Annotated in this window: 20 protein-coding genes and 1 other RNA gene; 13 read left to right on the top strand and 8 right to left on the bottom strand. The window is 58.8% G+C overall.

Annotation, left to right across the window (positions count from 1 at the left end):
• Positions 1-7: 7 nt before the first annotated feature.
• The 8 genes from C3B54_RS07250 to C3B54_RS07215 all read left to right on the top strand — a co-directional run bounded on the left by C3B54_RS07250 (position 8) and on the right by C3B54_RS07215 (position 9,919).
• On the top strand, positions 8-1,510 hold the full coding sequence (locus tag C3B54_RS07250; protein ID WP_104913899.1) for an MFS transporter: 1,503 nt from the start codon (positions 8-10) through the stop codon (positions 1,508-1,510).
• Positions 1,511-1,636: 126 nt separating this feature from the next.
• Positions 1,637-2,013: a transfer-messenger RNA gene (gene ssrA / locus C3B54_RS07245) on the top strand.
• A gap of 195 nt (positions 2,014-2,208) precedes the next feature.
• Positions 2,209-3,579, top strand: a complete 1,371-nt coding sequence (locus C3B54_RS07240) for an ABC transporter substrate-binding protein (RefSeq protein ID WP_104913898.1) — start codon at positions 2,209-2,211, stop codon at positions 3,577-3,579.
• A gap of 93 nt (positions 3,580-3,672) precedes the next feature.
• Positions 3,673-4,659: a carbohydrate ABC transporter permease gene (locus C3B54_RS07235; protein ID WP_104913897.1), complete on the top strand. Its 987-nt coding sequence runs from the start codon at positions 3,673-3,675 to the stop codon at positions 4,657-4,659.
• Positions 4,659-5,597 carry a carbohydrate ABC transporter permease gene (locus tag C3B54_RS07230; RefSeq protein ID WP_104913896.1) on the top strand — a complete coding sequence of 313 codons (939 nt, stop codon included), beginning with the start codon at positions 4,659-4,661 and terminating at the stop codon, positions 5,595-5,597. The genes C3B54_RS07235 and C3B54_RS07230 overlap by 1 nt, the downstream gene beginning before the upstream one ends.
• Before the next feature lie 57 nt (positions 5,598-5,654).
• Positions 5,655-8,315 carry a cation-translocating P-type ATPase gene (locus tag C3B54_RS07225; RefSeq protein ID WP_211286291.1) on the top strand — a complete coding sequence of 887 codons (2,661 nt, stop codon included), beginning with the start codon at positions 5,655-5,657 and terminating at the stop codon, positions 8,313-8,315.
• Positions 8,316-8,441: 126 nt separating this feature from the next.
• Positions 8,442-9,155, top strand: a complete 714-nt coding sequence (locus tag C3B54_RS07220; RefSeq protein WP_104913895.1) for an ABC transporter ATP-binding protein — start codon at positions 8,442-8,444, stop codon at positions 9,153-9,155.
• Positions 9,152-9,919 carry a hypothetical protein gene (locus C3B54_RS07215; RefSeq protein WP_104913894.1) on the top strand — a complete coding sequence of 256 codons (768 nt, stop codon included), beginning with the start codon at positions 9,152-9,154 and terminating at the stop codon, positions 9,917-9,919. Before C3B54_RS07220 ends, C3B54_RS07215 begins: the two co-directional genes overlap by 4 nt.
• Before the next feature lie 54 nt (positions 9,920-9,973).
• Here the strand turns inward: C3B54_RS07215 and C3B54_RS07210 are convergent, their stop codons facing one another.
• From C3B54_RS07210 to aroA, 4 genes are all read right to left on the bottom strand, one after another.
• Entirely contained in the window at positions 9,974-10,372 is a 399-nt protein-coding gene (locus tag C3B54_RS07210; RefSeq protein ID WP_158665586.1) for a septum formation family protein, read from the bottom strand.
• Positions 10,373-10,464: 92 nt separating this feature from the next.
• The gene (locus tag C3B54_RS07205; RefSeq protein ID WP_245867875.1) at positions 10,465-11,268 is read right to left on the bottom strand and encodes an inositol monophosphatase family protein; all 804 of its coding nucleotides are present in this window, start codon (positions 11,266-11,268) and stop codon (positions 10,465-10,467) included.
• Between the two features lie 4 nt (positions 11,269-11,272).
• A complete protein-coding gene (gene rsgA, locus C3B54_RS07200) occupies positions 11,273-12,337 on the bottom strand; it encodes a ribosome small subunit-dependent GTPase A (RefSeq protein WP_104913892.1) in 1,065 nt (354 codons plus the stop codon).
• Positions 12,334-13,680, bottom strand: a complete 1,347-nt coding sequence (gene aroA / locus C3B54_RS07195; RefSeq protein ID WP_104913891.1) for a 3-phosphoshikimate 1-carboxyvinyltransferase — start codon at positions 13,678-13,680, stop codon at positions 12,334-12,336. Before aroA ends, rsgA begins: the two co-directional genes overlap by 4 nt.
• A gap of 146 nt (positions 13,681-13,826) precedes the next feature.
• Between aroA and C3B54_RS07190 the strand changes: the two genes are divergently transcribed.
• Together C3B54_RS07190 and C3B54_RS07185 are read left to right on the top strand one after the other, a co-directional pair.
• Positions 13,827-14,477: a sigma-70 family RNA polymerase sigma factor gene (locus tag C3B54_RS07190; protein ID WP_104913890.1), complete on the top strand. Its 651-nt coding sequence runs from the start codon at positions 13,827-13,829 to the stop codon at positions 14,475-14,477.
• Complete coding sequence (locus C3B54_RS07185; RefSeq protein ID WP_104913889.1) at positions 14,470-14,709, top strand: zf-HC2 domain-containing protein; 240 nt, start codon at positions 14,470-14,472, stop codon at positions 14,707-14,709. Before C3B54_RS07190 ends, C3B54_RS07185 begins: the two co-directional genes overlap by 8 nt.
• 48 nt (positions 14,710-14,757) lie before the next feature.
• On the opposite strand, the gene C3B54_RS07180 is transcribed toward C3B54_RS07185, so the two are convergent.
• Positions 14,758-18,573 carry a multifunctional oxoglutarate decarboxylase/oxoglutarate dehydrogenase thiamine pyrophosphate-binding subunit/dihydrolipoyllysine-residue succinyltransferase subunit gene (locus C3B54_RS07180; RefSeq protein ID WP_104914334.1) on the bottom strand — a complete coding sequence of 1,272 codons (3,816 nt, stop codon included), beginning with the start codon at positions 18,571-18,573 and terminating at the stop codon, positions 14,758-14,760.
• Between the two features lie 225 nt (positions 18,574-18,798).
• Between C3B54_RS07180 and C3B54_RS07175 the strand changes: the two genes are divergently transcribed.
• The 3 genes from C3B54_RS07175 to C3B54_RS07165 are packed head-to-tail and all read left to right on the top strand — an operon-like array spanning position 18,799 to position 22,024.
• Positions 18,799-20,118: a hemolysin family protein gene (locus C3B54_RS07175; RefSeq protein ID WP_104913888.1), complete on the top strand. Its 1,320-nt coding sequence runs from the start codon at positions 18,799-18,801 to the stop codon at positions 20,116-20,118.
• The gene (locus C3B54_RS07170; RefSeq protein ID WP_104913887.1) at positions 20,115-21,173 is read left to right on the top strand and encodes a hemolysin family protein; all 1,059 of its coding nucleotides are present in this window, start codon (positions 20,115-20,117) and stop codon (positions 21,171-21,173) included. Before C3B54_RS07175 ends, C3B54_RS07170 begins: the two co-directional genes overlap by 4 nt.
• Positions 21,173-22,024, top strand: coding sequence for an ADP-dependent NAD(P)H-hydrate dehydratase (locus tag C3B54_RS07165; RefSeq protein ID WP_104913886.1), 852 nt, complete (start codon positions 21,173-21,175; stop codon positions 22,022-22,024). The genes C3B54_RS07170 and C3B54_RS07165 overlap by 1 nt, the downstream gene beginning before the upstream one ends.
• A gap of 40 nt (positions 22,025-22,064) precedes the next feature.
• Here the strand turns inward: C3B54_RS07165 and metX are convergent, their stop codons facing one another.
• The 3 genes from metX to C3B54_RS07150 all read right to left on the bottom strand — a co-directional run bounded on the left by metX (position 22,065) and on the right by C3B54_RS07150 (position 25,330).
• A complete protein-coding gene (gene metX, locus C3B54_RS07160; RefSeq protein WP_104913885.1) occupies positions 22,065-23,273 on the bottom strand; it encodes a homoserine O-acetyltransferase MetX in 1,209 nt (402 codons plus the stop codon).
• Between the two features lie 52 nt (positions 23,274-23,325).
• Positions 23,326-24,621 (bottom strand): bifunctional o-acetylhomoserine/o-acetylserine sulfhydrylase, encoded by a 1,296-nt coding sequence (locus C3B54_RS07155; protein WP_104913884.1) that lies wholly within the window; start codon positions 24,619-24,621, stop codon positions 23,326-23,328.
• A 124-nt stretch (positions 24,622-24,745) separates the two neighbouring features.
• Entirely contained in the window at positions 24,746-25,330 is a 585-nt protein-coding gene (locus C3B54_RS07150; RefSeq protein ID WP_104914333.1) for a GNAT family N-acetyltransferase, read from the bottom strand.
• Positions 25,331-25,379: the final 49 nt, after the last annotated feature.

The following is a 25,379-nucleotide window of genomic DNA, read 5'->3' as shown; positions in this document are numbered from 1 at the left end:
GGGGGCAATGACCACTTCAGCTGATACGGGATCATCCCGGCCATCTACTGCCGCGATTCCGATCCTGAGTCCTGAGGAACAAAAGGTTCGTTGGCGGGCCTACGCGATCGCTGTCGCTGTCGCATCGCTCACCATTTTGGATTTAGCAAAAATCAATGTCGCTATTCCTGCCATTTCTGATGATTTGGGGGCGAGCGCCACCCAAGTGCAACTGTTAGTAGCGGGCTTCGTCCTCGCCTTTGGTCTGCTATTAGTGCCCTCTGGTCGAATCGGTGACCTTTACTCGAGGCGCACCATGTTTTTGATCGGATTAACCCTCTTTACTCTTTCCAGTCTTGCCGGGGCTCTCTCGCCGACTATTGAACTGTTGGTGGCCAGTCGTATTGCGCAAGGTTTCGCCGCGGGTCTCTTGATGCCACAGGTGTTGGGGTTAATCCAGCAACTGTTTTTAGGCCAAGAACGCGGTCGAGCGTTCGGTATTTTTGGCGCCGTCATTGGCCTCTCCACCGCATTTGGCCCCACCCTGGGCGGCATTTTGGTGGGTGTGGGGGGCTCTAGTTTTGGCTGGCACCTCCTGTTTTGGATGAATGTGCCACTGGGTATTGCCGCGTTTATTGGCGCGGTGCGGCTGCTGCCCAAAAAGCAAGACATTCCTGACTACGTGGTGAAAGATTTCGACGTGATCGGCACCGTGTTATTGGGTGTCACCGTGTTTTCGTTCATGCTGCCCTTTGTGCTCACCACGGGCACCGAAACGGATGAGCCGGCACGGTGGTGGTGGTTGGTCCTGGCTGTGGTGTCGGCCCTTGCTTTTGGTGCGTGGGAAAAGGGTTACCTGGCCCGTGGCCGGGTAGCAATTATCGATTTCACGCTGTTTCAGGTCTCGTCGTTTCGAAACGGTGTGGCAATTTCGAGTTTCTATTTCGCAGCCTTGCCCGCGACTTTTATCGCCCAAACGCTGTGGCTTCAAAACGGTTTGGGTTTCTCCCCCGTGGTGGCGGGAATGGTCACCATTCCCTTCGCCCTGCTTTCCGCGCTCAGTTCCTGGCGCAGTGGTCTGGTCGTGCACCGCTACGGACGCATTTTGGTGGTGGGGGGCTTGATCCTGGTTATTACCGGTTTTTCCAGCACCCTGATTTTGGGGTATGTGGTTTCGAACGAATGGATGGCCTGGGCTGTTGCAGGCTCCATGGCGGTTGCCGGTTTGGGTGGTGGTGCGGTGATTTCACCGAACCAAACCCTCATGTTGGAAGACATTCCCGTGCGTGAGGGGGGTTTGGCGGGCTCTATTGCCCAACTGGGTCAGCGCATCGGAACCGCAATCGGTTTGGCCGGTGTGCTCTCCGCCCTGTTCTACGGGGTCAGCCAAGCAGGCGTTGCGCTGAATTCGGACGCCTACTTGCAGGGTTTCACTCTGGCCGCGCTCGCATCTGTGGGACTCGTGGTGGCGTCGCTCGTGTTTGCGCTGTTAGATATGAGGGCTCGAAAACACCCCGTTGTTCGTCGCTAATCACTCGTTGTGGGTATCTGGGAAAAGTACGTGGTGGTGGGGTGTCCGGGGGTGTACACTGGAGGGCTGGCCACGGCCAGTTGATAACTCCACAGAGGCAAAACAGCTTCACGAGTGATTCATCATGGGGATGATCGGTTTCGACATTGCTAATGAGTCGGAGAGAAGCGGGTCGAGAACGCAGGGTTGTCTCGTTAACGCCCCCTGCATACCAATAGGTGCCAATACAAAGCGCGCCGACTTCGCCCTCGCTGCCTAGTAGCTAGCGAGCCCGAAGTCCGTCAGACCACGTGAGCCTTCAGCGTGGATTCTGGCGTCATGGAGAAGGCTAGCTGGGTGGTGGCGTGTCAGCGCCACTCGGGACTTTTACTGATACTGGGCCTGTCGTTCACGGTGCGTGTGCCGAATGGACGGGGTCGAGATACACGACATCGCACGCTACACCCGTAGAAGACTTCGTTTGGTAGCAGTGGACGGGGGTTCAATTCCCCCCATCTCCACCCAGTTCACAAAGGCCCCACCGTTTGGTGGGGCCTTTGTTGTGTCCGACAACTAACGCCTTGACCGGGCCCAGCTGTTCGTTATCAGACGGTGACCTGGTTCACAATGGAACCGGTTGGTTTCCCTGATAATCTGAGCGATGCGATGGAGCACATGCGTGCCCATCGCGCCTACTGTCCAACTACTAAGGAGTATTGATGAGGCACACGATTCGTGGTCGCTCCATCATCGGTGTTGCTGGCCTTTCGGTCGCCGCACTGGTGTTGGCCGGCTGTGCAGGAGGGGCTGGAGAAGAAGCCACCCTGTCCGAAGACGACATTCTCACAGAAATCAACGACTGCGTTGGCACCTACGAAGGTGAAACGGTCGAGATTTACACCACCATCATCGAACCAGAATCCACACTGTTCGAAGAGTCCTTCGTGGGCTTTGAAGAGTGCACCGGTATCGACATTGAGTGGAACGGTTCGCAAGAATTTGAAGCACAGATTGCCGTTCGCGTTGAGGGTGGAACTGCCCCCGACCTCGCAATCTTCCCCCAGCCCGGCCTCCTCGCCGCATTCCCCGACGACCTCGTCGCCGGATCAGCAGCGCTCGAGGGCTCGGTTGACGCCAACTACACCCCCGACTGGAAGGGTTATGGCACCGTTGGTGACACCTTCTTCGGCGCACCTCTTGGTGCGAACGTGAAGTCCTTCGTGTGGTACTCCCCGAAGGTCTTCGCCGACAACGGTTGGGCCATCCCCACCACATGGGATGAGCTGCTGAGCCTCTCCGACGACATCGTCGCGAGCGACTATGACGGCAACGCCTGGTGTGTTGGCTTCGGCTCCGGTGACGCTACCGGTTGGCCCGGAACTGACTGGATGGAAGACCTCATGCTTCGCTTCCAGTCGGCAGAAACCTACGACCAGTGGAGTGGCCAGGCCGATGAGCGCCTCGCCTTCAACTCGCCTGAGGTTGCCGAAGTTCTCGCAGAAGCCGAGAAAATCGTGAAGAACCCCGACTACGTGGGTGACGTTGCATCGATCGCGACCACCTCGTTCTCTGAGGGTGCTGCCGGCATTGTGGATGGCTCCTGTGCCATGCACCGCCAGGCTTCGTTCCTCGGTGGAATCCTCGTGGGTGATTACGGTGCTGAGATCGTGGCACCGGACGCCACTGACGTTGAGGGTGGAATCTCCGTGTTCTACTTCCCCGGCGTGAGCGCTGACCAGACTCCTGCCCTCGGTGGTGGCGAGTTCGTGGGTGCCTTCAGCAACACTCCGGCAACCCAGGTTGTCCGTTACCTGCTGACCACTCCTGAGTGGAACAACGAAAAGGCAGCTCTTGGTGGATGGTTCTCCGCGAACCTCGGCCTGGACACCGCCAACGTGGCAGACCCGGTCAACGCTGTTGCCGTGGAAATTCTGCAGAACGCCACCACGTTCCGCTTCGACGGCTCCGATGTGATGCCCGGTGAAGTCGGTGCGGGTTCGTTTTGGCGGGAAATGACTGCATGGGTGGCAGAAGACAAGGACAACCAAGCTGTCCTTGACGCCATCGAGGCCAGCTGGCCAGCAGAGTAATCTCGCTACACTGGCGCTAGCCAATCGGGGGGTCTGTCCCTAGGACAGGCCCCCCGATACCAGCCAACACAGCCGTTGGGGAAGGGACGACACGTGGGATCTGAGCTTTGGGCAGTAATTGCCCCGAACCTGGTGCTCCTCATCATTTCGTTACTGGTCTTCGCCGCCGTGGTCTATGCGGTGTTCCTGATTGGAGCCCGGGCCTCACTCAAGCAGCAAGAGTGGTTGCGTTACGTCATCTTCCTGGGCCCTGCGGGCCTGCTCCTACTCATTGGCCTGATCTACCCGGCTATCCGCACCATCATCCTGTCCTTCATGGATAAACGAGGCGACAATTTCATTGGCCTCGATAACTACATCTGGGCGTTTACGATGCCCGAGATTCAAATTGTTCTGCGCAACACGGTCATTTGGGTTATTTTGACCCCCATTCTCGCGACAGTCATCGGGTTGGCAATCGCCTATATGACCGACCGTATGAAGCGCGGCGCGTGGGTGAAATCCTTGATCTTCATGCCGATGGCCATTTCGTTCGTCGGTGCCGGTGTGATCTGGCGTTTTGTGTATAGCTACGAGCCCGACCCCAGCAAGCCAGAAATTGGCCTACTCAGTGCTATAGCGCGCGGTGTGGGTGCGGAACCCGTTAACTGGCTTCTTGAAGCCCCACTAAACACCGTGCTCCTGATTGTGGTGCTGGTGTGGATTCAAACCGGTTTTGCCATGGTGATTCTTGGGGCGGCAATGAAAAACATCCCGGATGAAGTGGTGGAGGCTGCGATGCTCGATGGTGCATCGAGTTGGCGCCGGTTTACTAGAGTCACGCTGCCCATGATCCGCTCCACCATCGTGGTGGTGTTGACCACCATCACCATTGCGACATTGAAAGTCTTCGACATTGTCCGGACGATGACCGGCGGTAACTTCCAAACCAACGTTGTGGCCAACGAAATGTATTCCCAAGCCTTCCGACAGCTGAACTATGGTCAGGGAAGTGCGCTGGCCGTGATTTTGTTCCTCGCCGTCGTTCCCATCATTTGGTACAACCTGCGACAACTGCGCCTAGAAAGGACGGAGCGATAATGACTGCACTGTCCGCGCCTAAAGGTTTAAGCCTTGGCCAGAAAAAGAAAGCGAAGGACATCTTCTCTTCGCCGGTGGCCTCGGCGTTCGCGATCGTGTTAGCCGTTGTCTGGACGATTCCGACGTTTGGCCTACTGGTCAGCTCGATTCGCCCCGAGCGGGACATCAACAATTCGGGTTGGTGGACGTTTTTTGCCAACCCCTCATTCTCGCTCGAGAACTACCAGCAGGTGTTGTTTGTGGGTTCGGGCGTCAATCCGCCCCTGTTCCAATATTTCTTCAACAGCCTCGCCGTGACTATTCCGGCGGTCATCTTCCCCATCACGTTGGCCACCTTTGCCGCCTATGCCCTCGCGTGGTTTGATTTCAAAGGTCGCGACTTCCTGTTCTTCACCATCTTTGCCTTGCAGATCATTCCCCTGCAGTTGGCGTTGGTTCCCCTCCTGCAACTTTTCTCCCAAGGGTTAGTCGTTGGCGGCGTGACCCTCATTCCGGCTCTGGGAATCACCGGGACATATATTCCCATTTGGATTGCCCACACCATTTTCGGGTTACCACTGGCAATCTTTTTGCTCCACAATTTCCTTCGCCAAATCCCGCGCGAGCTGATTGAAGCGGGTCGTGTGGATGGAGCCAACTGGTTCACCCTGTTCACGAAAATTGTTCTGCCACTGTCAATCCCGGCTATTGCATCGTTCCTCATTTTCCAGTTCCTGTGGGTGTGGAACGACCTCTTGGTGGGCTTGACCTTCGGCGCTGGGTCGAAAGAAGTGGCTCCCATGACGGTGCGTCTGGCTGAAATGGTCGGCACGAGGGGATCAGGTTGGGAAGTGCTCACAGCGGGTGCTTTCGTGTCCATCATCGTTCCCCTGATTGTGTTCTTTGCTCTCCAGCGATACTTCGTCCGAGGCTTATTGGCCGGTTCGGTCAAGGGTTAAGCACTTTCGGATCCCCTGCGCTCCGGCTCGTAGACTGAGGCCGGGGAGAAAAACGCAGTGATCTGGCACACACTTGACACGCAGACTCTCGAGAGCGAGTGTGCGACGAATGTGCACACGGGTCTTGGCGTTGAAGAGGCTGCAGCAAGACTCGAAGCTGACGGTCCCAATGCGCTCCCGGTAGGCACATCTCGCAGCGCGGTGATGCGTTTTGTGGACCAGTTTCGAAGCCCGCTGATCTATGTCCTACTGGTCGCGGCAGCGGTCACCCTCGCACTGGCCGACTATGTCGACGCGGCAGTCATCGGTGCTGTGGTGTTGGTCAACGCCCTGATCGGTTTCATTCAAGAGGGGCGCGCTGAGCGCGCCCTGGAATCAGTGCGTGGCCTACTGGCGGAAAAAGCCACCGTAGTCCGCTCCGGTTCGCGGCAGGTCATCGACGCTACCGAATTGGTGCGCGGGGACCTGATTGTTCTGGAGTCCGGGTCCAGGGTTCCGGCAGATGCTCGAGTGGTGAGCCAGCGCGGGGTGAGCGTGTCAGAAGCCACCCTGACCGGTGAATCTGTGCCGGTGGCAAAAACCCACGACGTATTGCCCGAGCAGATGCCGCTGGCTGAGCGGAGCAACATGCTCTACACCGGCACGGTCGTGAATTCAGGATTGGCCCACGCCATTGTGGTGGACACCGGCAGCAGAACCGAACTGGGTCGGATTGGCTCCTTGGTCGACCAGGTGGGTGCATTAACGACGCCTTTGACCAATCGGCTATCTCGCTTCGCACACCACATCACGTTGGCGATTATCGGCGTGGGTGGGTTCGCCTTTGCCTGGGGTGTGCTGGTCCATCAGCTGGACCTTTTTGACCTTTTTCTCGCCGTGGTGGGCATTGCCGTTGCCGCCATACCGGAAGGCCTTCCGGCGATTTTGACCATTGTGTTGGCCATTGGCACCCGACTGATGGCAGAGCGCGGTGCCCTCATTCGCCGTTTGCCCGCGGTGGAAACGCTGGGCTCAGTGTCACTGATCTGGACCGACAAAACGGGGACCCTCACCACCAATGAAATGACGGTAGTGGACGTGGTGACGGATGCGGGGGCTATTGAGGTCACCGGGGTGGGCTATGAGCCGGCGGGAGAGTTAAGGGTCAATGGTCAGCCGATTGTTTTAGCCGATTGGGCTTCCGGTGTAGAAGCCATTGAAGGAGGGGTGTTGTGTAATCGGGCGGAGCTTCGAGGGCAGGAGGGCAACGCTGCCCGCTTTGTTGGTGATCCACTGGATGCCGCACTCCTGGTTCTGGCGGAGAAAGCGGGTGTGGAACCAAGCGGCGTCACGGCCCGATATCCCCTGATCGACACGGTGCCCTTCGAATCCGAACGCCGTTTTATGGCCACACAGCACGATGATTCCGCGCACAGCGGCACTCGCACCTGGGTAAAAGGGGCACCCGAACGGGTCATCGAACTCGCCCAGGATGCGGGTGTTAGCCAGTCGGACGCTGAACTCTGGGGTACTCGCTCCCAGGAACTGGCCTCCAGGGGCAGGCGGGTCATCGCCTTAGCCACCAGCGCCGAACCACCACAAGGCGATAGCCGGTTTCCGGGTTTGCGCATTGTCGCTCTTGTGGGCGTGATTGACCCTCCGCGGCAGGAAGCGAAAGCCGCCATTAGCGCCTGCTATCACGCAGGAATTGCGGTGAAGATGATTACCGGTGACCACGTGGTGACCGCCTCAGTGATTGCCGGTCAACTGGGGTTGAGAGGAGAGCGGCCGCTGGTTGGTTCGGAAATTGATTTCCTGGACGACGATGAGCTGATAGACCGCATTGGCGAAACCGACGTGATTGCCCGGGCAAGCCCTCAACATAAATTACGACTAGTCACCCTCAGCCAGGCAGCCGGTCACCAGGTGGCCATGACCGGTGATGGTGTCAATGATGCCCCCGCGTTACAGGCGGCTGACATTGGTGTAGCGATGGGGAAAAACGGGACCGATGCCGCCCGCCAGGCCTCCGATTTGGTACTGACCGATGACCGGTTTGAAACCATCCAGGCCGCCGTTTTTCGGGGTCGAGTTGTCTTTGACAACATCAAAAAAGCCTTGTTGTTTATCTTGCCGACGAACCTGGGTGAGGCAGGAGTGATCCTTTTCGCCCTGATGTTAGGGGCTACTCTGCCGATCACCGCCACACAGATTTTGTGGGTCAATATGGTCACCGCGGTGACCTTGGCGTTGGCGCTTGTGTGGGAGCCTGGCGAACCTGGCGTGATGGTTCGCGCCCCAAGACCTCGCGCTGAAGCACTATTGACGGGGCGTTTGCTCACTCGGTTGGTTTTTGTGGGAGGGCTCATGGTGGCGTCAACCACCTTGGTCTTCCAATGGCAGTTAGATGTGGGGGCAAGTGTGGAGCAGGCCCGGACAGCGGCGGTGTCGATGCTGGTGGTGGGTGAACTCTTCTACCTGTTCAACGTCCGCTGGTTCACCCGTCACAGCCTCACCCACAACGTTTTTCGCGGCAACATCATGATGTGGCTCACTCCTGCTGCTCTGTTGGCATTCCAAGCGCTTTTTGTGTATTCCCCGTGGATGAATGACATTTTTGGAACGAGCGGCCTGGAGCTCGAGACCTGGCTGGTCATCGTGGGTATTGCCGTAGTCCAATTTCTCCTTGTGGAGGCGGAAAAGACGCTCTTGCGCTCTCGGGGCGTCGACCGGTTTTAACCCGGTGTGCGACTGGTGCACCGCGATACGGACTGTTCACCGGGGGTTACCCGTTGTGTTGTGATCTCCGCCCCGGCCAGATGCTAAAGTCGCGTTAACTCATTTCGTCGAAGAAATTGGACCTCCATGGCTTCCCCCGTTGTGTTTTCACAGCTCACGAAAACCTATTCCGGCACCCACGCGGTCAACGCGTTAAGTGCAGAGATCCCCTCCGGTCGCATTACCGGCTTTCTGGGACCAAACGGAGCCGGGAAATCGACCACTCTGCGCTGTCTGCTCGGCCTCGCGAGACCAAGCTCCGGTGCCGCCACTGTGTTTGGAAGCCCCTACCGGGAGCTTCGAAACCCGCTCAACCGAGTCGGGGTTGTCCTGGACACAAAAGGCTTCCAGCCCCAACTCTCAGGCGGTAAAAACCTTGGCCTGATGGCTTCCGGTATGGGGGTGTCGGGTAAACGTGTCGCCGAGCTCATGGAACTGGTGGAGCTAGGCGGTGTCGGTAAAAAGCCCGTGAAGTCGTACTCGTTGGGAATGCGTCAACGGCTCTCGCTCGCGTCAGCACTGCTTGGTGACCCAGAGCTTTTGGTGCTCGACGAACCAGCTAACGGTTTGGATCCTCTGGGTATCGCTTGGCTGAGAGCGTTCCTTCGCAACCTCCAAGCAGAGGGCCGCACGGTGTTGGTGTCATCCCACCAGTTGGCCGAAATGCAAAACACCGTCGACGACGTCTTAATCATTCATCAGGGTGCACTGGTGGCCCACGACAGCCTTGACGCAGTGATGGCCGGCGACGACAGTCTTGAAGCCGCCTTTTTGCGTCTCACCCAGGGAGGCCAGGCATGAAAATCCTGAAAGCAGAAGTTCAGAAACTCCTCGCCTCCAGCTACACCCGTGCGATTGGACTGACCGCCTTTGGTGTCGGTGTAGTCCTCAGCGTGTTTGATGGCATCAACATGCTCGCCCAACCAGAACGCGCGCTGGATCCTGAGCTGGTCGCCAACTTTTACACCGATACCGTCTTTTTGGCGTGGCTGTTCCCCGCCATTTTGGGCATCTTGTTGATGACCTCAGAGTTTCGTTGGGGAACAGCGATCCACACGTTCCTGCAAACCCCGAAACGAGGGATGGTGGTTTTGTGGAAGATGCTGGCTGCCGTCCTGGGCGGTGCTTTGATTGCCCTTGCCTCATTGGCGGGAGCGTTCATTACCGCCACGGTGATTCTCACCATTGTCGGTGACTACGCACTGCCTGAACCTGGTCGGCTCATTGGTGGAACAGTCGCCATGATCATTATCGGAATGATTGGGGCACCGTTAGGTGTCGCTGTTGGGGCGTTGATTCGCGCTCAACTGGCCGCCCTGGCCGTGTTCTTGGGCTGGATGCTATTAGTCGAACAGGCCGCTGCCGTGGCGCTTGGACCGGCGGGTATCTATTTGCCAGGAGCCATGATCCCCCGAGCGCTGTCACTGGAATGGACTGCCACCAGCCTCAGTGGCATATTCACCGAGCCGATTACTCCGATTAGCGCGATGATCTTTTTGGCTATCGAAGCCGTCCTCCTCGGTGTGATCGCCTCCTACACGACGCTGAGAAAAGACATCGAATAAGTTGACTGCCACGGGGGCAGTCAACTTCAGCAGCAGTGTTGTCGAAGTGCCCGATTACCGGGCGACGCCTTGGAGTGTTCCCGCTGTCTCCACACCGGGGTCAAACACCACGCAGTAGATGGAGCGGTCGCCCAGTGCCCAACTACTGGCCGTCGGGTAGTAGAAGTGGTAGTTCAGGCGTGACGCGGCAAAATCAAGACCCACAAACCGTCCAAATTCGCTCATACACTCACTCGTGGCTTGCGCGGTGACCGAATCCACACCCGGGTATTCGCCGCTATCGACGGTCACCTCGGCGAATACTTCCGACTGGTGTGGTTCATTGCAGGGGACCGACGGGATATCCGTGAGGTCTTGGGCGAGCGGCTGATCCACATCGTTTAAGCACGTGCCCACCTCCAGCTCCAACACCCCCAAGGCTGTGTCCCCACCGCCAGCGTCCGCCGGGGACACTGTGGCGCTATTGCCGGTGCTTTGACAGCCAGAAAGCAGCACTAGGGCCCCGAGGACAGCCCCGGCGAGGACATGATGGGAGTTTCCCCTCCTCATGACTGGTCCCCGCGCATAATGGCCAACACGTCGTTGTGTAACAGGCCGTTAGTGGCAAGAGCGGATCCAGCACCGAGATCTTCTGAGCCATCCAACGCGCTAAATCGACCACCCGCTTCTGTCACAATCGGCCACAGTGCGGCGATGTCATAGGGCTGTAGATCAAACTCCCCGGCCACTTCCAAAAGACCCTCGGCGACCAGCATGTAGGACCAAAAGTCGCCAATAGCGCGTGCCCTCCACGCAGTGGTGACGAGGGTCATTAGTTGATCGTGGGCGCCCGCCTCAAGCCAGCCCGGAAGACTGTTGTAGCTGACGACAGCCTCGTCCATTGAGCCGATGTGGCTGACACCGATGGCTCGGGTCTTCCCTTTCTGCCTCGTCCACGCGCCGTGGCCAGTAGCGGCCCACCAGCGCTGCCCGAGCGCGGGTGCGCTGACAACGCCCACTTCGGGAACACCGTTAATGGTGAGAGAAATGAGCGTCGCCCAGATAGGTAACCCGCGACTAAAACCTGCTGTGCCATCGATGGGGTCGATGACCCACTCCCTGGATCCCTCGGAGCCGGAACTGTGACCGCGTTCTTCGCCCAGAATCTGGTCGCGAGGACGTGCCGATCTAATCACTGCCCGCACCCGGTCCTCCACCGCCCGGTCGGCGTCTGTCACCGGTGTGGAGTCAGCTTTAGTGTCTGTCTGCAGGTCGGCCGCGTGAAAACGGGCCATCGAGATCAAGTCCGCGTCGGCTGCTGCCGCAAGCGCCAGGGAAAGATCATCTGCGAGCGAAAAGGTTAAGGCCACCGCTTCAGGCTAGTCGAGGGTCTCCTTCAGAAGCGTGGCCGTGGCCGGAGTGTTCGACAGCGAGGCCACGAAGGCGAACCAGCGACTCCGCCCGGGCTTTTTGGCGGGCACTGAGTCTGCCATCAGCCACCGCCTGGTGCAGGGCACAATCAGGCTCTGATTCACTGTGACCACAGCCCCTCGGGCACAACTCGAGGAAAGGTTGGAGGTCGGAAAAGCCTCGGTCGATGGCTTCTGGCGTCACGTGGCCCAAGCCAAATGAGCGCACGCCAGGGGTGTCAATAATCCAACCCCCACCGGGAAGCTCCAAGGCCCGACTCGAGCTAGAGGTGTGACGACCCCGACCGGTGACGACGTTGACCACACCGACATCGCGGTGGGCGCTGGGGACAAGACGGTTTACCAGGGTCGATTTCCCCACACCGGAATGGCCCACCGCGACCGTTGTGCGATCGCCGAGTAGTTCCCGCAGGGCATTTTCGTCATCTGGTTCACCGTCGGTGCGCAAGACCACGACAGGGATGTCTAATTGGGCTGCGTAGTCACGCAACCAGTCAGCCGGATGCACATCTGCCTTAGTGACACACAAAATGGGGTCAATCCCGGCATCCAATGCGGCGATGACGTAGCGGTCAATCAACCGTGGTCGGGGTTCCGGGTCGGCTGTGGCGACCACCATGAGCAGGTAGTCGGCATTTGCCACAATCACTCGTTCAAACTGGTCGGTGTCGTCCGCACTTCGACGCAACACATTGTCGCGCTCTTGGACGCGAACAATGCGGGCCAGTGTGCCCTCCTGACCCGTCACATCGCCCACTACATCGACGCGGTCGCCGACCACAATCGCCGTGTTGCGTAGTTCTCGCGCGCGGTTCGCCCGTACCTTTGTCGCCTCCGACGTATTCAGCACGACGTCGTAGCGCCCCCGGTCCACCCCAATGACCATTCCTGGGGCCGCATCGCTGTGGGCGGGGCGCTGTTTGCTGCGTGGCCTGCGGCCTGCCTGGGCGCTATCTAGAGACTCCTCGTAGGCATCGACCCAGTCGTCATCACCCAAGCGGGGGGTCACTGATTGGCTCCTCGCAGCATGTCCGACCAGAGGGCAACGAAACCGGGTAGCGTTTTCGCCGTTTGGTCAATATCGTCCACCTCGACGCCTGTGACGGCCAGGCCCACAAGCGCACCAGATGTGGCCATTCGGTGGTCCCCAAAAGCCTTCCACACGCCACCGTGAAGGGGGGCTGGAGTGACAATAATGCCGTCACTGGTTTCTGTTGCCACACCTCCCAGGGAGGTGATGTTTTCCACCAGGGCCGCCAGTCGGTTGGTTTCGTGACCTCGCAGGTGAGCAATCCCTCGAAAGGTGGAGGTCCCGTTTGAAAAAAGAGAAAGGGTGATGAGCGTGGGGGCCAGTTCACCGGCTTCACCCAAATCCATCGATACCGGCTCGAGTCCTAATCCAGGGCCTAACCCAGCACCCTGGACCATCAGTGTGTCGCCATCAAATTCCACCAGGGCGCCAAATGCTTTCAACAGCTCCGGTAGGCGCCCGCCCACCTGGGTGGTGCTGTGTGGCCAGTGGTGGATCGCCACTTGACCACCGGCGACCAGTGCCGCGGCGAGGAAAGGTGCCGCGTTGGACAGGTCTGGCTCAATGTGGACGTCGGTTGGCTTAATGGTGTGCGGTGTGACCCGCCATTGGTTGCCCCGGTCCGATTCGACAGGGACGCCCCGATCGGCCAAACACTTCAGGGTCATTTCGATGTGGGGGAGCGAGGGAACAGTGGCGCCACTGTGGGCGATGGTGAGTGGGGCGGGAAGTCTCGGCGCTGTGAGCAATAGTCCGCTCACGAACTGACTCGATGCTGAAGCGTCGATTGTGATGGTGTGATCTGTGGTGGGCAAGCCTCCAGGTTGTACCTCAAAGGGCAGCCCTGGGGTGCCCTGGTCGTAGACCTCCGCACCCAGTTGTCGCAAGCCTTCTAACACCCCCGACATGGGGCGGTGGCTGGCGTGTTCATCGCCTTGAAATTTCACGGGTTGGAAGCCGAGTAACACCATCGGCGGAACAAAACGCATCACTGTTCCCGCCAAACCGCAGTCAATGACGACGGGTTTATCGGCAATTGAACTAAACGAAATGGGGGTGATGCGCCACTGGTCCAGGCCGTCTGTGTGGTCAACCTTGATTGTGGCGCCCAACGCCTCGAGCGCCTGAATCATCAGGTCTGTGTCTCTGGCTCGCAAGCCACCCGTGATGGTGGACGGCCCAGAGGCCAGTGCGGCGAGAACAAGTTCGCGGTTGGTCAAAGATTTTGACCCCGGCAATTCGACGGAAGCATCGAGGATTTTACTGGCCACAGGAGCCTGCCACGGGGATGATGCTGCGGGGGAATGATTTTCGGTACCCATTGGTTAACAAGAGTAGTGGCAGTCGTCACCACGAAGGAGAAACTCACGTGAGAGCCCACACGGCAGTGTTGACACCCTCCGGTGTGTCATCGCGAGTCGCGCCCACACACCCGCCGAGTGGGGTGACATCCATAGACTGGGGGACGATGTCGGAAAACCTTGAGGATGACGCCTCGGACAGTGTTTCGGTGGAGGAAGTTTCTGCTGAGGAGGTCTCTGTAGGGGGACCTTCTTCCACGGAAGACTTTGTGGACCAGGCAATGGTCTTTGCCGACCAGCTCTATGCCGGGGCCATGCGCCTGGCAAAAAACCCTTCGGATGCGGCCGATCTGGTTCAAGAGACTTACCTCAAGGCGTACCAGTCTTTTCACCAATTCCAACAGGGCACCAACCTCAAAGCGTGGCTGTTTCGTATCCTCACCAACACCTTCATCAACCTGTACCGAAAGCGCTCGAAAGCGGGCATCCAGGAGGGCTTAGATGACCTTGAGGAATGGCAGGTGGGTGAGGCCACCTCACTCACACAAACCCGCACTCGTTCAGCCGAAGCAGAAGCGATCGACCGGATTCCTGATGACACGATTCGTCGGGCCCTGCAAGCACTGACGGAGGAGCGCCGAATGGTCATCTATTTGGCGGACGTGGAAGGTTTCCGCTACCACGAGATTGCCGAGATTATGGACACACCAGTAGGGACCGTGATGAGTCGTCTCCACCGGGGGCGGCGCGAACTTCGGGAAGCACTGAGCGACTACCACAAGACCCTCACCAACACTCAGGAGGTAGACCATGGCTGATTGCGGCTGCGACAAAGCACTCGTGGCGATGGAGGACTACATCCACGGGGAAACCGACGAAAACACTGGCAAAGATGTGGCCGACCACCTGGCCTGCTGCCCTCCGTGCGAAGAGGAGTGGCGGGTTGGCCAACACCTTTCCGAAGCGGTCAAGCGTGCCTGCTGTGAAGAAGCCCCCGCGGATTTGAAAACGCACATTGTTCAGACGTTAACGTCGGCCAAGAACCAGTAGAACGCCAATCCGGCCAAACGGTCGAGCCGGAGGGTCCAGTCGAGTGGCTTAGTCGAAAGACCGATCGAGAATCAGGCGCAATTCTTCGCTGCTGCGCTTCGATGAACCGGTAGCGGGTGATGCTGCCGCCGGGCGAGAAATCACGCGCATCGTGGGTAGTGCTGCCCCCAACGATTCGACTGCCATGAACGGCCATGCGCCTTGGTTTTCCGGTTCGTCTTGCACAAACACGTATTCGGCATTGGGGTAAGACTCGAGTTCCGCGCGAAGTTGTTCCGCAGGCAGGGGGTAGAACTGTTCCATTCGCACGAGTGCCACCTGATGTGCGCCCCGTGACTCGCGTTCGTTGGCAAGGTCGTAGTGAATCTTTCCCGCGTGGATGAGAACCCTGGTGACCTGCGAACGATCTGAGATGGTGTGGTCTCCCAAGACCGGTTCAAAACGGCCTGAGGTGAGATCGTCCACGCCACTGGTTGCCCCCTTCAAACGCAGCATCGCTTTCGGGGTGAACACCACGAGGGGGCGGCGGGGGCGCTGGTAGGCCTGACGGCGAAGCAAATGGAAGTAGGAGGCGGGGGTCGACGGTCTCGCAATCGTCATATTGTGTTCTGCGCCCAGTTGCAAGAACCGTTCAATTCGGGCTGAAGAGTGGTCCGGGCCTTGACCTTCGTAGCCGTGGGGGAGGAGCAACACCACACCGGAGCGTTGCCCCCATTTTTGTTCCGCGGACGAAATGAACTCGTCAATTACGGTTTGGGCGCCGTTGACGAAGTCACCAAATTGGGCTTCCCACAGCACCAGAGCATCGGGTCGCTCGACCGAGTAGCCGTATTCGAACGCGAGAGCCGCATATTCACTGAGCAGCGAATCGTAGATCGACAACCGGGCTTGGGTGTCGGAAAGGTTCATTAGCGGCAACCACTCTTGCCCGTTTACTCGGTCGTGCATGACCGCATGGCGTTGGACGAACGTCCCGCGCCTCGAATCTTGACCCACCAGACGCACCGGCGTTCCCTCCAATAGGACGGAACCTAGGGCTAAGAGTTCGCCAAAGCCCCAGTCAATCTCGCCGTTGCGGCTCATGTCGAAGCGTTTGGTCAGCAGCGCCATCAGTTTGGGGTGAACGGTGAAACCGGGAGGAATGTTTTGGTGGGCGTCACCGATGGCGTGAAGCACATCGGTGTGGACACCGGTTGACTCGGGAACCTCGACCCGGTCGTCACGTTGTGCCTCAGGACGCTCCACACCGCTAATCGCACCCTGGTCCGCTGATTGCACCTGGATGGCGCCGGTCTGGACGGCGTGGGTTTCAGCAAACGCTTCTTCGAGGCGGTGTTGGAAGTCCCGTTGGGCAGCTTCAAATTCTTCGGGGGTGATGTCACCACGACCCACCAAAGACTCGGTGTAAAGGTTTCGCACACTGCGCTTCGCTTCGATGAGGTTATACATCAGTGGTTGGGTCATCGAGGGGTCATCACCTTCGTTGTGACCGCGACGGCGGTAGCACACCAGGTCGATGACGACATCCGAGTGGAATTCTTGCCGGTACCTAAACGCTAACTCTGCGACCCTCATAACTGCTTCGGGGTCGTCACCGTTGACGTGGAAAATGGGCGCCTGAATGGTTTTCGCCACATCAGTGGAATACACGGTGGAGCGTGCGTCGTGGGGCAGGGTGGTGAAGCCAACCTGGTTATTGACCACCACGTGCACGGTGCCACCCGTGCGGTAGGCACGAAGCCTCGACATTTGCATGGTCTCGAAGACCACACCCTGTCCCGCCATGGCCGCATCACCGTGAATGAGGACCGGCAACACACCAAAGCGTCCCGGCTCAAGCCGATCCTGCTTGGCCCTCACAATGCCTTCGAGAACCCCATTCACGGCTTCTAAGTGAGAGGGATTGGCCGCCAAGTACACGGGAATACTCTGACCGCTGGGGCTTGTATAGGCTCCTTCAGTGCCGAGGTGGTACTTCACGTCACCGGAGCCCTGCACGGTGCTGGTGTCTTGTGTTCCTTCAAACTCGCGGAAGATTTGACCGTAGGTTTTTCCGGCAATATTGGCCAACACGTTGAGGCGACCGCGGTGTGCCATGCCGATGGCGACCTCGTCGAGACCCGTTTCGGCGGCTTTTTGAAGAATCTCGTCCACCAGTGTGATGGTGGATTCTCCGCCTTCGAGGCTGAAGCGTTTTTGGCCCACATATTTGGTTTGAAGAAAGGTTTCAAACGCTTCGGCTTGGTTCAGTTTGGACAGAACCCTCATCTGAGCATCGTGGGAGGGCTTCTCGTAAGGCTGTTCGAGGTGTGATTGGAACCAGCTGCGCTGGTCCGGGTCTTGGATATGCATGTATTCGATGCCGATTGTTCGGCAATACGAATCGCGAAGGACACCCAAGATTTCCCGCAACAGCATGGTGCGGCGACCACCAAAACCGCCGGTAACGAACTCTCGGTCCAAATCCCAGAAGGTGAGCCCGTGGCTTTCAATTTCCAAGTCAGGGTGTGAGCGTTGGCGGTACTCCAACGGGTCCACATCCGCCATCAGGTGACCGCGCACCCTAAACGCGTTGATTAGCTCTTGAACGCGGGCTGTCTTATTGACCGCATCGGCCGGATCAACCGCAATATCTTCCGCCCAGTGGATGGGCATGTAGGGGATGCGCAGAGCGGCGAATACTTCTTCGTAGAAGCCGCCGCCACCGATGAGCAATTCGTGGATTTTGGCCAAGAATTCGCCAGAGCCGGCCCCCTGGATGACCCGGTGGTCGTAAGTCGACGTGAGGGTAATCGTTTTGCCAATGCCCAGTTCAGCCAAAGAGGACTTTGCGGAACCCTGGAACTCCGCGGGGTATTCCAACGCGCCGGCGCCGATGATGCAGGCTTGACCTTTCATCAGACGGGGCACCGAGTGGACGGTACCAATGCCGCCGGGGTTGGTTAACGAGATTGTGTTGTCTTGGAAGTCGCTGGCTTCCAAAGCGCCCTCCCGGGCGCGCCGGACAACATTTTCGTATGCGGTGAGAAACTCCGCGAAACCCATGTGTTGGCAGCGCTTAATGCCCGGAACCAGGAGAGTTCTGCTCCCATCAGGTTTGGGCAAATCAATGGCAATACCGAGATTAATGTTGGCGGGTTTCACCATCACCGGTTTGCCGTCCTGCACGTCGTAGTAGACGTTTTGGCTGGGCAATTCCATGGTGGCTTTGACCATTGCCCATGCGATGAGGTGAGTGAAAGAGACCTTCCCCCCTCGCGTGCGACGCAGGTGGTTGTTGATCACAATGCGGTTATCGATCATCAACTTGGCCGGTACCGTGCGCACACTGGTCGCAGTCGGCACCTCCAACGACTCATCCATATTGGTCGCAATGGCTTTTGCGATACCGCGAAGTTTCTGGACCTCGTCGCCTGGTGGGGCCTCTTTTGCGGCCGGAGCCTGCTCTGTGGATTGGGAACCAGCAGCAGGTGCCTCAGCAGGAATGGGCTGAGGTCTCGGTTGAACGGATGTGGTTCTTGCCTGGGGAATAGTGATGGCGCCGGTTTGGGGCACTGAAATCTCGCCCGTGCGAGGCGGCTCGACGTGGGCAGTACGCGGGGCGTCGATGGATTCCGCTGGTTCGGCTGACGCAGGAGCCTTTGATGCCACAGGGGCAGTCGACGCCACGGGGGCAGACGAGGGGTCACCCGCTGGCGTTGCAGGTGTGGCCGCCGGTGTGCCGGCAGAGGGAATAGTGCTCACTCGGCCTGTAAAAAAGTCACGCCAGGCAGAATCGACCGTTTCCGGGTTGTGTTGAAATGCTTCCCACATTTCGTCGACCAACCATTGGTTGGCCCCAAAATCATTGGTGTCTACACCCACGGGTGACTTTGTGGTGTCCGATTCCGACACGTCGCGATGCCCACTCTCAACTGTGCTAGTCCGATAGGTCCGGCAAGGTTGTCTCAATGCTAGCGCGTGAGCGGGGTGTGCACGGTCAACAACTTCCCGGCGAGTGTGCTGTTATTCTGAACCCACCATGGGAGAACCCCCGTCTGAATCGGCAGACCCCGGTCATAGACCGCGGGGCACTCGAGGGAGTGCCCTTTGAGTACTGAACTCATCCTGCTCCTCACCGGAGTGCTGTTAGCCGTGGGTACTGGTGTCTTCGTCGGTAGCGAATTCGCTCTACTGAATTTGGACCGCTCGGAGCTTGAAGCCAGAAGGGACCGTGGGGCCAAAGGCTACGGCCCGACCATTGCGGCGCTGAAGCGCACCTCAACGCACCTTTCCAGTGCGCAGTTAGGTATAACCCTCACCACACTGCTCGCCGGTTACACCCTTGAGCCGTCGATCAGCTACTACCTTGCAGGGCCGCTTCAAAGCCTCGGGTTAGGAGAGGACTTCATTCGACCAGTAGGTGCGGTGTTAGCCATCGTGTTGGCTACCGCACTGTCGATGATTGTCGGCGAGCTGGTGCCGAAGAATTACGCGCTCGCGGTGCCAGAAGCCACCGCAAAGGTGCTGATTCCCTTGCAGTTGGCTTTCACATGGACGTTTAGACCCTTCATCGCTGTTCTCAATGGCAGCGCCAACAAGATCCTTTTAGCAATGGGCATCGAACCCAAAGAGGAGCTCTCCGCGGCGCGCACCGCCGATGAACTCTCGGCGTTGGTGCGCCGCTCTGCTCTCCACGGTCTGCTCGAGCAAGACACCGCGACCCTGCTGTCGCGCACACTCGCGTTTGCTGAGCTCAACGCTGAAGATGTGATGACGCCCCGAACCCGGGTCGAATCCGTGCACCGCAGTGATAGCGCCGAACACATTGTTGACCTTGCAGGACGCACTGGGTTTAGCCGGTTCCCTGTTGTTGATGACTCTATTGATGAGGTTCGAGGCGTCGTCCACATCAAGGCCGCGATGGCGGTTCCGCGTGATCGACGCTCTGATGTTCCCGCCTCCGCGTTGCAGTCTGATGTGGTCCGTGTTCCAGAGACCATGCCGTTGGATGCGCTGCTGACAGAACTTCGTGGGCGTGGATACCAGTTGGCGATTGTCGTGGACGAATACGGCGGCACTTCCGGTGTGGCCACCCTGGAAGACCTCGTTGAGGAGCTGATTGGTGAGGTCTCTGACGAACACGACCGCAGGCCGCTAGATGTGGTCCGAGCCAGAGACTGGTTTACGTTCCCGGGCCGTTGGCGACCCGACGAACTAGAAGATCAGACCGGCGTGAAACTGCCCGAAGAGGGTCACTTCGAAACGGTTGCCGGGTTTGTGATCGAGCAGTTGGGGCGCCTCGCTGAGGTGGGTGACACGGTCACCATCGAATCGGGCACGATTCGAGTGGAAAGACTTGATGGCAGGCGCATTGAGCGTCTGCGTTTCACTCCGGATATTCGTGCTGCGGAGGTGGAACTGCTGTGAGTGACGACTGGTGGGGCATTTTTTGGCTCTTTTTCCTCCTCGCGGGCAACGCGTTTTTTGTGGGGGCCGAATTTGCCGTCATTTCGGCAAAACGCTCCCAAATTGAACCTCGTGCTGAAGAGGGGTCCAAAAGCGCAAAGACCGCCCTTTACGCGATGGAACACGCCACCTTGATGCTCGCCACCTCGCAGCTGGGCATCACGGTGAACTCTTTGCTGATCTTGTTGGTCAGCGAGCCTGCACTGCACCACCTGTTAGAAATTCCGCTAGGAGCAACAGGTATTGACCCCGCCTGGGTGAGCACCATCGCGTTCATCATTGCCCTGTTAGTGGTCACCTACTTACACGTGGTGTTGGGTGAAATGGTGCCCAAAAACATTTCCTTCTCCCTGCCCGATCGAGCGGTGTTATTCCTTGCCCCACCGTTAGTCCTGGTGTCGAAAATCATTTCCCCCATCATTCGAGGTCTCAACGCTGTGGCGAACGGAATCTTGCGGCTCACCGGGGTGGAGCCCAAGCAGGAGGCCACCAGCACTTACACCCTCGATGAGGTGGCCACCATTGTGGCCGAATCCACCAGGGAAGGCATCCTCGAAGACCACACAGGCGCGCTCACTGCCGCATTCGAATTCACCGAAAAGAAGGCCCGGGATGTGGCCATCCCGGTCGCCAACCTGATCACCCTGCCCGAAGGGGCCACCCCGCACGATGTCGAGCACGCTGTCGGCCAACACGGGTTTAGTCGATACGTCCTCGTTGATGACGACGGTGAACCAAACGGTTACCTCCACATCAAAGATGTTTTGGACATTGATCCGCAGCAATATGACTACCCGCTACCGCCCAAGCGGTTGCGCTCCCTCATTTCCGTTGTTGCTGACACCGACCTCGAGGACGCCATGGCGATGCTTCGACGCACCCGTTCACACGTCGCCCGGGTGATGGACGAAACGGGAAACACCACCGGCGTGTTATTCCTCGAAGACATCATCGAAGAGCTCGTCGGTGAAGTCCGTGACGCCACCCGGCGCGGTGTGGGAACCGAGCGGCGCTAATGGGTGGACTTTTTGAGCTCACCCTCGACGATGTGGTGGGAATCATCCCTGCGCCCACGCCTCAAGACGATAAGTACTCCCGGGGTGTAGTCGGTCTCGCGGTCGGCTCCGATGATTACCCTGGCGCGGCTGTTCTCGTGGCTGAAGCAGCCATGCGCGCGGGTGTTGGAATGGTTCGACTCATCGCCCCCAGCCGCCCCTCACAGTTAGCCCTCCAGTCGCGGCCCGAAATCGTGACCGTTCCGGGGCGAATCGACGCGTTGGTTGTTGGCTCAGGGATGCCAGAGGCGTCAAGTGCGGATATCACGGCACGTGTTGCCCTGTGCGAATTGGGTGACCAGGCCCCTCGAATAGTCGACGCAGCCGCACTCGGTGACACACCGCATCTGGGCGGTCCCAGAATTCTCACCCCGCACACAGGCGAAATGACCCGACTGGCTGAAGCACTTCGATTGCCGGGCAGTGCACCCTCGGCGTGGGCGGAAGCGCTCGCGGCGCACTGGGGTGTGGTGGTGATTCTTAAAGGGCACCGTCCGGAGGTTTTTCACCCCGATGGCTTGGCCTACCGACTGCCCCCAGGTAGTCCGTGGCTGGCCACCGCTGGCACCGGTGACGTATTGGCGGGACTCTTGGGGGCGCTTAGCGCACTGCGACGCTTGCCGCAGTGGTCTTTTGACGATCTGGCGTTCACGGCAGCGGCGGGGGTGTTGGTCCACCAAGAAGCAGCATCCAGGCTCAGTAGACACTCGGGTGCCGGGCGACCCGGTCCAGTGCTGGCACTCGAGCTTGCCCGTGAGCTTTCTCCAGTGGTGGCCTCACTGATCGCTGAAGGGCCAGAAGACGATTCTTAGCCTGAGTCGAGGGGCACGGTGAGAAGCGCCTTACCCCGGGTTACGCCTTGTGGACCAGCAACCGGCTAATCTCCTGGCCGACAGCGTCCGATTCGATCAAGAAGCCGTCATGGCCAAATGGGGACGACACGACGGCTGGGCGCTTGTCTTTGCTGATCAGTCCCGGAATGTGGGCAGCGAGTTGTTGTTGCTGTTCGAGGGGAAAAAGTCGATCAGAGTCGACACCCACAACAATGGTCGGCATTTCGATGGAGCCCAAGACGCCTTCGAGTGAGCCGCGGTCGCGGCTGACATCGTGACTGTTCATCGCATTGACCAGCGTGAGGTAGCTGTTTGCATCAAAGCGTCGGGTGAATTTGTTGCCGTGAAAGTCGAGGTAACTCTCCACCGCAAAGCGGCCCGAGTCACCTAACGGTGAGCGTTTTCCCTGCCAACTGCGCTCAAAGCGTTCGTTTAATTCGGTGGCTGAGCGATAGTTCAATAGAGCCATCCGTCTGGCCAGAGCCAATCCGCGGTAGGGGCCCTCATCTTCGTCGTAGTAGTCGCCGCCGTGAAACGCGGGGTCGATGTGGACGGCTTCGATCTGGACAGAGTTCACCCCCAACTGGTCAGCGCTGGTGATTGCTGTGGTGGCAATGAGACCGAGGCGAGCCGTGTAATCGGGGTAGGCAATAGCCCACTCCAGGGCGTGCATACCGCCCATCGAGCCGCCAATCACCGCGTGGAAACGATGAATGCCGAGCTCCTCCGCGATGGCGCGAATGGGTTGAATTTGGTCTCTCACCGTGAGGTAAGGAAAACGAGAGCCCCATTCGTGGCCATTGGGTGCCACCGTGGCGGGTCCTGTCGAGCCTTGGCAGCCGCCCACGATGTTCGGCACAATCACCGCGAAGGTGTCCGTATCTAATGCGAGACCGGGCCCGATGATTCCTGACCACCAGCCACCGGTGGGGTGTCCGGGGCCTGCGGGACCTGTGGCGTGTGAATCGCCGGTGAGGGCGTGAAAGACCAATACTGCATTGGTCTTGTCGGCGTCGAGCTCACCAAAAATCTCGTACGCGATGCGCACGTGGGGAATGGTGTCCCCCGTTTCGGTCTCCAGGGGCCCAGTCTGTGCGAAGCGTCGATTGCCGAGGTGATCACCGTCACGCCATGCTCCAGTGACCGGAGGCGTGCCCCGAAGGGTTTGCGACAGCGCCTCAGTGACGAAAGCACTGGGGACAGAGTCGGAGGGGAGCTGCCAATCCATGGTGAGAGTATTCTCGCAGGATTGTCAGCTCCCCGCCGGAAGCTCTGGCTGTTTAGGCTTTCGCTGCTGCCTCGAAGCCTGCCTCCAGGTCGGCGATGATGTCATCGACGTGCTCCAGTCCCACACTCAAGCGCACCAGTCCCGGAGTGACACCAGCGGTGAGCTGCTGTTCGGGGGTCAGCTGAGAGTGTGTGGTCGAAGCCGGGTGAATGATGAGGCTTCGCACGTCACCAATGTTGGCGACGTGGCTGTGGAGCTCGACACTGTCCACCAGTGCACGGCCTGCATCAACACCACCCTTGATTTCGAAGCTCAACACAGCACCCACACCTTTGGGTGCGTAGCGCTGAGCGTGTTCGAAGTAGGGGTTGCTGGGCAGCCCGGCGTAATTGACACTCGCCACCTGCGGGTGTGCCTCCAGCCACTCGGCAACCTTTTGGGCGTTCTCGCAGTGGCGTTCCATCCGCAAACTGAGCGTTTCGATTCCTTGGAGGATCGCCCACGCGTTGTCAGGGGCGACAGCGGCACCCATGTCACGCAGCAGCTGCACACGGGCTTTGATGATGAAGGCAATTGGGTCACCCAACACACCGGTGTAGCTCGCGCCGTGGTAGCTGGGGTCTGGTTCGGTCAGGCCCGGGAACTTATCGGCATGTTTCGACCAAGGGAACGTGCCGCCATCGACGATGGCACCAGCGACGACGGTGCCATGCCCGCCGAGGAACTTGGTGGCCGAGTGAATCACAATGTCGGCACCGTGTTCGAAGGGACGCACCAGGTAGGGGCTTGGCACGGTGTTGTCCACGATGAGGGGCAGGTCGTGGGCGTGGGCAACATCGGCGACTTTTTGGATGTCGAGGATGTTGATTCGCGGGTTGGGGATGGCTTCACCAAAGAGCGCTTTGGTGTTGGGGCGAATCGCATCGGCCCATTCCTGCGCGTTGTCCTGGTCTTCAACGAAGGTCACTTCGATGCCCAGTTTCGCCATCGTGTACTTGAACAGGTTGTAGGTGCCCCCGTAGACGGAGCTGGAGCTCACAATGTGGTCCCCGGCTTGGGCGATGTTCAAAATCGCGGTGGTGGTGGCTGCTTGGCCGGACGCCAAGAGAAGGGCAGCGGTGCCCCCTTCGAGAGCGGCAATACGCTGTTCAGCCACATCTTGGGTGGGGTTCATGATGCGGGTGTAAATGTTGCCGAATTCGGCTAACGCGAACAGGTTTTGGGCGTGCTCGGCACTGTCGAAAACATACGCCGTGGTGCGGTAAATGGGAGTGGCACGCGCTTTGGTTGCCGGGTCAACACCGGCTCCGGCGTGAATTTGCTGGGTTTCAAACTTCCAGTCAGACATGACTTCTCTTCCTCACGGGGTGGTTGGGATGAGTTTTACAGTAGGGCGATGTCTGGCAGTTGTCACCTGACGCTGTCACAGTGCGTAACACTTATGGGCACGCGACGCACTGGCCCGGCAGTAATTATTTTCGACGAAGAGATTTTTGCATCATCACAATGCCAATCCAGCGCCCAAATTTGTAACCCACTTTTCCCATGCGTCCAGTTTCGGTGAAACCGAGCTTTTCGTGGAGGGCGAGAGATGCTTCGGCGCCCGAGTCGGCAATCACCGCGATCATTTCTCGAATGCCGGCCGCTTCGCAGCGGTCAATGAGTTCGGTGAGTAGTGCCCGGCCAAGGCCCCTCCCGGTTGACGCGGGACCTAAATAGATGGTCGATTCGACGGTGTGTCGAAAGGCGGCTTTATCTCGAAAGAGTTGCACCCGCGCGTAACCCAAAATGTCCCCGCTGGGGGACTGGGCGACTACAAACGGATACCCCAGTTTGTGGGTGTGTTCGAATTGGGCCCGAAAGGCCCGCAGGGTGGGGGGTTTTTCGTCAAACGTGACGACGGAGTTCCTCACGTAGTGGCGATACAGCGCGAGGACAGAGGGTAAATCTTCTGTCGTGGCTTCCCGCAGGGTGTAGGAAAACTCAGCTTGGCTGGGGGCCGCGGGGACAAGGTGGCGTGGTGGCTTCCGCCGATTCTGATATTCCGACTCCAGCACGATCACCCTCCCAAGGGCAGATTACCGTGTCGATTGCGGGCATGGCCCA

This window comes from Pontimonas salivibrio, assembly GCF_002950575.1.
Classification (GTDB): Bacteria; Actinomycetota; Actinomycetes; order Actinomycetales; family Microbacteriaceae; genus Pontimonas; species Pontimonas salivibrio.
Note: the sequence above shows the minus strand (reverse complement) of the source record. Positions and strands in the feature narration are given on the sequence as shown.